This is a genomic window from Streptomyces sp. NPDC101165 (assembly GCF_044768135.1).
Lineage (GTDB): Bacteria > Actinomycetota > Actinomycetes > Streptomycetales > Streptomycetaceae > Streptomyces.
In genome coordinates, this window is sequence record NZ_JBIWPG010000039.1 from 26465 (window position 1) to 32887 (window position 6423).

Here is a 6423-nt window from a genome sequence, read left to right on the forward strand (position 1 = left end):
GTCCGACCTGGGGTCGTGCACCGATTCACCGAGACCCGAGCGCCTTTGAGGGGGAAGGCGCCGCGTGGCCCCGACGGAGGATTCGGACAACCGTGGACGCGCAAGGCCGTGGGCGGGCGGACAACATCGACCCCGCAGACCAGTGGGTACTCAATCCGAACACCGGCGAATACGAACTGCGACTGAGCGATTCCGCACCGCAGTCGTCCGTTCCCGGTCCGCGGAGACCGAACTCCCGTGATTCCGGCGGTGCCGGGCGCGGCCGCGGCGACGCGGCGGGGGGTCGGACGCGCGAGATGCGGGAGGTGCGCGGCGCGGAGGTGCCGGGTCCCCGGTCGGGCCGGCGCAAGGGTGCCGAGCCCGAGCCGCCGCCGACCCGGCGCGGCCGGCGTCCGGTGAAGAAGAAGTCGAAGGCCAAGAAGGTGCTGGCGTGGACCGCCGGCGGCACGGCGTTCGTCCTGGTCGCCGTCGGCACGGCCGGCTACCTCTACCTGAAGCACCTGGAAGGCAACGTCACCACCACGGACGTCGGTGACGCGGCCAAGGACGGCTTCAGCAAGGACGACGCCTTCAACATCCTGATCATCGGCACCGACAAGCGGACCGGCAAGGGCAACGAGGGCTACGGCGACTCCGGCAGCGTCGGGCACGCGGACACCAACATCCTGCTGCACGTCGCCAAGGACCGGACGAACGCGACCGCGCTGAGCATTCCGCGCGACCTGATCGTGAACGTGCCGGACTGCGAGACCACGCAGGCCGACGACACCAAGAAGGTCATTCCCGGTACCGACGGGGTGCGCTTCAACACCAGCCTGGGCCAGGAGGGCCGGGACCCGGGCTGCACGATGCGCACGGTGAAGGCGGTCACCGGCATCGAGCCCGACCACTTCATGATGGTCGACTTCAACGCGGTGAAGACGCTGACGGCGGCGGTCGGCGGCGTCGACGTGTGCCTCAAGCACGCGGTGAAGGACAAGCAGTCGCATCTGGACCTGCCCGCCGGCCCGTCCAAGATCGAGGGCGAGCAGGCGCTGGCGTTCGTCCGCACCCGGCACAGCTGGGGCAACCAGGGCGACCTGGACCGCATCAAGGTGCAGCAGCAGTTCATGGCCTCGCTGATGCGCAAGATGTCCTCCAGCGACACCCTCACCAGCCCGACCAAAATCGTGAAGCTGGCGGAGGCGGCCACCAAGGCGCTGACCGTCGACCAGGGCATCGGCAAGGTGAGCACGCTCAAGGACGTGGCGCTGGAGCTGAAGAAGGTGCCGCCGAAGAACATCTCGTTCATGACGGTGCCGGTGATCGACAACCCGGCCGAGAAGGTCCACGCGACGGTCGTCGTCGACAAGACGAGGGCGCCCGAGGTCTTCGACGCCATCAGGAACGACGTCTCCTTCACCGAGGTGAAGAAGAAGCAGAAGGCGGCCAAGGACGCGGCGGCCGCCCGCCTCAAGGGCAGCAAGTCCCAGCCCTCCGAGGTGCGGGTACGGGTCCTCAACGGCGGCGCCGAGGCCGGCAGCGCGCAGGAGACCCTGCAATGGCTGCAGACCCAGGAGGGTGTGCTCAAGTCGGAGAACGCGGGCAACGCGCCCGCGGAACTGAGCAGGACCACGCTCGAGTACGCGCCCGACCAGGCGGCCCAGGCGCGTGAACTGGCCCACCTGATGGGTCTGTCCGGATCCGCGCTGAAGCCGGGCAAGAGCGTGACCAACTCCCAGGGGCTGCCCGCGATGACGCTCACCCTGGGCAAGGACTTCAAGGGTGCGGGCGTCTCCCTCACCGCTCCGTCGAAGGCTCCGTCGGTCGACAAGTCCACGGCCGACAAGGTTCAGTGCGCCTCATAGGTAACCCAACGGGTCCGTCGTGCGTCTAACTCGGCGCGGGACGGACCCGTTTCATGGCGCAGGGTGGGGAGGGCAGGGAGTTGTCGCAGAGCGATGTGCGTGGGGAGCCTCCTGCGGTCGAGGACACGATGGCGCTCACGCCGCAGGCCGCTCGGGCGCCTGAGGGGTCCGGACGGCACGGCGGAGGGCGTCGCGACGGCCCGAAGACCCAGCGGCGGGGGCCCCGGCGGCGCGTGCTGCGCTGGTCGGCGACCGTGCTGACGGTGGTGATACTCGGCACGGCCGGCGCCGGATACCTGTACTACCAGCACCTGAACGGCAACATCCAGAAGGGCCGCCGCAGCAACGGCGACGACTCCAAGGCGCAGCGGACCCGGCCGAACGCGGCCGGCCAGACCCCGCTGAACATCCTGCTGATCGGCTCCGACAGCCGTAACTCCGACGAGAACGTGAAGCTCGGCGGTGCCAAGTACGACCGCGGCAGCCCACCGCTCGCCGACGTGCAGATGCTCATCCACCTCTCCGCGGACCGCAAGAGCGCCGCCATGGTGAGCATTCCCCGGGACACCCGGGTTGACATCCCCAAGTGCACGGACCCCGACACCGGCAAGGTCTACCCAGCCACCAACGCCATCATCAACACCACCCTGGCCCGGGGCGGGGCCGGCTGCACGCTGACCACCTGGGAGAACCTCACCGGTGTCTACATCGATCACTGGATGACGATCGACTTCGCAGGTGTGGTGAAGATGGCGGACGCCATCGGCGGCGTCGAGGTGTGCGTGCGGCAGAACGTGTGGGACCACTCGACGCCCGCCCAACGCGGCGGCTCCGGGCTGAAGATGAAGGCCGGGCGGAAGAAGGTCGAGGGCGTGCAGGCCCTGCAGTGGCTGCGCACGCGGCACGCCTGGGGCAGTGACGTGATGCGGGCCCGCGCCCAGCACATGTACCTCAACTCGATGATCCGCACGCTGAAGCAGCAGAACGTGTTCACCGACACCGGCCGGCTGATGGACCTGGCCGAGGCTGCCACCAAGTCCCTGAAGGTGTCCGAGGAGATCGGCACCGTCAAGAAGCTCTACGACCTGGGCACGGAGCTGAAGTCTGTGCCGGCGGACCGCATCACGTCCGTGACGATGCCCAACGTCGAGGACGCGCAGAACAGCGAGCACGTCGTGCCGGAGAAGGCCGGCGCCGACAAGCTGTGGCAGATGCTCCGCGACGACGTGCCCTTCGACAAGAACGGCAAGCCGTCGGGGGCGAAGAAGGCGGCGGGCAAGTCGCAGCCGACGAAGACCCCTTCGGTCGACGCGGCCCGGCTCGGGGTGCTGGTGCAGAACGCCACGCAGTCCTCCACCGAGGCCGCGGTCGGCGGCCGGGCCGGGACGATCAGCCAGGCGCTCGTGCAGAAGGGGTACGGCAGGGCCACGGCCGACACCTCGGCGACGCTGTCCGCGGACCAGACCGTCGTGCGCTACCCGAGCGCCGATCTGGAGGGGGACGCGCAGGGCGTCGCCAAGGCGCTGGGCATCCCGATGAGCCAGGTGAAGCAGTCGACCGACGTGTCGGGGGTCACCCTCGTCGTGGGCGCGGACTGGCGCACGGGCACCGCCTACCCGAAGAAGTCCGCCCCGAAGGCCGGCGACCTGCCCGGCAACTCCGATGCCATCAACGGCTCGGACACCTCCCAGTGCATGGACGTGTACAAGCCCTACCAGTGGTGAACGAAACACGAGGGCCCCTCCGCGACATGCGGAGGGGCCCTGTTCGTTCGTGTGCTCAGCGGGGTTCGAGCACCGCCGGCCTCCGGGAGGCGATCACTCGCTTCGCCAGGGACCTGGGGCTGGTCAGGAAGCCCCAGCCCCACGACATGTGCATGGTCGCGAGGGCCACCGGGATCTGCAGCCGGGCCTTGCCCGGCAGCCCCTTGCCCGCCGGGAGCGAACCCGCCACGATCGCCGCCAGATAGCCGCCGGGGATCACCAGACCCCACGGCGTGAGGGCAGCGCCCACCACGAGACCCGCCGCTATGGCGCACACCGCGGTCGGCGGGGCGAGGTAGCGCAGGTTGATGGAGCCCTCGTGGTAGCGGGCGACGACATGGCGCCAGCGGCCGTAGTCCTTGTACTGCTTGGCGAGCGCCTTCACGCTCGGCCGCGGCCGGTACGACACCTTCAGCTCCGGCGAGAACCAGATCAGGCCGCCCGCCTCGCGGATGCGGAAGTTCAGCTCCCAGTCCTGGGCGCGGATGAACTCCTCGTTGTAGCCGCCCTGTTGCTCCAACGCCTCGCGGCGGAAGACACCGAGGTAGACCGTCTCGGCGGGGCCCGCCTGGCCACCGGTGTGAAAGGCCGCGTTGCCGACGCCGACCTTCGAGGTCATGGCGGCGGCGACCGCGTGCTCCCAGTCGTTCTCGCCCTCGGCGTGCATGATGCCGCCCACGTTCTGCGCGCCGGTCTCCTCCAGGAGCCGCACGGCGGTCGCGATGTAGTTCGGCGAGAGCATGCCGTGGCCGTCGACACGGACCACGATCGGGTGCCGGGAGGCCTTGATCGCCGCGTTCAGCGCGGCGGGGGTGCGGCCGGTCGGGTTCGGGACGGTGTGCACACGGGGGTGTTCGGCGACCAGCTCGGCGGCGATCTCGTCCGTGCGGTCCGTGGACGGACCGAGGGCGATCACGACCTCCATCTCGCCGGCGTACTCCTGCGCGAGGATCGCTTGGACGGCCCCGCGCAGATGCCGCTCCTCGTTGAGGACGGGCATGATCACAGAAACGGCGGGGTGTGGCACGTCGGGCTTGGCGTTCATAGGGGGCTCACGTTACCGCGAACGGGGGACACCGGTGCGCGGCGCCGGGCGCGTGCAGGCGGGCTGGAGATCGTATCGGCCTACGGTGCTCACAAATCCCACATACGGCCGCAGCCCGGAGGTGTCCCTTGCCCAGCCCGCCTAGGTCCCCCGCCCGGCCGCAGCGCCGACCGCAACCGCCCCGCCGGGTGCCACGGCAGCCCGAGCGGGTCGTGCGGCCCCCGCGCCCCAGGCGGCCGCGCTGGGCCATGCGGGCGGTGACCACCCTGTCCGTGGTCGTGCTGGCCTCCGCCGGGATCGGCCACGCGGTCGTCACCAGCCTGGACGCCGGCATCACCCGGGTCGACGCCTTCAAGGACATGAAGAACCGGCCCCGCGCGGGGCACGGCATGAACGTTCTGCTGGTCGGCACCGACGGCCGCGACAAGATCAGCGCGTCGGAGCGGCGCGCGTACCGGCTGGGCGGGCAGCCCTGCCACTGCACCGACACGATGATGATCGTGCACATCTCGGAGGACCGGGAACGGGCGAGCGTGGTGAGCCTGCCGCGCGACTCCTACGCCGAGGTGCCCGAGCGCGTCGACCCGGGCACCGGCCGGCGGCACGCCCCGCACCCCGTCAAGCTGAACGCGGCCTACGCCGAGGGCGGCCCCCAGCTGACCATCGCCACGGTCGAGAACATGACCCATGTGAAGATCGACCACTATCTGGAGGTCGACTTCACCAGCTTCATGAAGACCGTGGACGTGCTCGGCGGCGTCCGGATCTGCACGGCGACGCCGCTGAAGGACTCGTACACCGGCCTCGACCTCGCGCCCGGCACGTACACGCTCAACGGCGGGCAGGCGCTGCAGTACGTGCGCGCCCGGCACGTGGACGGGGCGAGCGACCTGGGCCGGATGAAGCGGCAGCAGCGGTTCCTGGCCGCGCTGATCGAGCGGGCCACCTCCTCCGGGGTGCTGCTGAACCCGATGCGGTTCCGGGACGTGACCCGGGCGGTGCTCGGCTCGGTGCGGGCCGACGAGGGCTTCGGCACCGACGAGCTGCTCGATCTCGGCCGGGCGATGCGGAACTTCTCCCCGTCCTCCTCCGAGTTCTCCACGGTGCCCATCGGGCAGGTGAACTTCCCGGTGAAGGGCCTCGGCTCGACCCTGAAGTGGGACCCGGCGGCGTCCGGCCGGCTCTTCCAGTCCCTGCGCGACGACAAGCCGCTGACCGTGGACCACCCGCACCGCGCACCTCGGACGGCACCCGCCGAGGTCGCCCCGCGGCAGGTCCGGGTCCAGGTGGAGAACGGCACCGGCACGGCCGGGCTCGCCAAGCGGATCGACGCGGCGCTCGCGGCGGCCGGCTTCGCCACCACGCACCAGCCGACCACCGCGACCGTGCACGACGTCAGGCGCACGGTGATCTCCTACGACCCCCGCTGGGACCGCTCCGCCCGCACCCTGGCCGCGGCCCTGCCCGGCAGCGCGCTGCGCGCGGTACCGGGGATGGGCCAGACGCTGAAGGTGACCGGCGGGTCGGACTTCAAGGCCGTGCACCAGGTGAAGGTCGCGGACCCGGCCAAGCCGGAGCAGAGCGCGCTGCGCGGCAACGAGGTGATCTGCCCGGCTTCCGGAGGAGCCTCCGAAGGGGCCTAGGGGGGCTGGGCGACCCGGGGGCCCGAGCAGGCCCTAGGTGTATTGACCCGCAGGGTTGTTCACACGGCTGATGGGTGGCCGGCCGCCCAGTGCGGTGTGGCAGCGGTGGTGGTTGTAGGTGTGGA

At 70.5% G+C, this 6423-nt stretch carries 4 protein-coding genes; 3 read left to right on the top strand and 1 reads right to left on the bottom strand.

Annotated elements, in window-relative coordinates:
- Positions 1–92 precede the first annotated feature (92 nt).
- Both ACIRVH_RS45445 and ACIRVH_RS45450 read left to right on the top strand, forming a co-directional pair.
- The gene (locus ACIRVH_RS45445; protein WP_403966665.1) at positions 93–1847 is read left to right on the top strand and encodes an LCP family protein; all 1755 of its coding nucleotides are present in this window, start codon (positions 93–95) and stop codon (positions 1845–1847) included.
- A 128-nt stretch (positions 1848–1975) separates the two neighbouring features.
- Positions 1976–3571, top strand: coding sequence for an LCP family protein (locus ACIRVH_RS45450; RefSeq protein WP_403966674.1), 1596 nt, complete (start codon positions 1976–1978; stop codon positions 3569–3571).
- 55 nt (positions 3572–3626) lie between these two features.
- Here ACIRVH_RS45450 and ACIRVH_RS45455 read toward each other — a convergent pair whose 3' ends face one another.
- Positions 3627–4655 carry a glycosyltransferase family 2 protein gene (locus tag ACIRVH_RS45455; protein ID WP_403966668.1) on the bottom strand — a complete coding sequence of 343 codons (1029 nt, stop codon included), beginning with the start codon at positions 4653–4655 and terminating at the stop codon, positions 3627–3629.
- A gap of 248 nt (positions 4656–4903) precedes the next feature.
- On the opposite strand from ACIRVH_RS45455, the gene ACIRVH_RS45460 reads away from it, so the two are divergent.
- Positions 4904–6298 carry an LCP family protein gene (locus ACIRVH_RS45460; protein WP_403966677.1) on the top strand — a complete coding sequence of 465 codons (1395 nt, stop codon included), beginning with the start codon at positions 4904–4906 and terminating at the stop codon, positions 6296–6298.
- Positions 6299–6423 lie beyond the last annotated feature (125 nt).

Coding starts and splice junctions, on each gene's coding strand:
- ACIRVH_RS45450 (WP_403966674.1), top strand. CDS start 1,976: ATGGCGCTCACGCCGCAGGCCGCTCGGGCGCCTGAGGGGTCCGGACGG.
- ACIRVH_RS45455 (WP_403966668.1), bottom strand. CDS start 4,655: ATGAACGCCAAGCCCGACGTGCCACACCCCGCCGTTTCTGTGATCATG.
- ACIRVH_RS45460 (WP_403966677.1), top strand. CDS start 4,904: ATGCGGGCGGTGACCACCCTGTCCGTGGTCGTGCTGGCCTCCGCCGGG.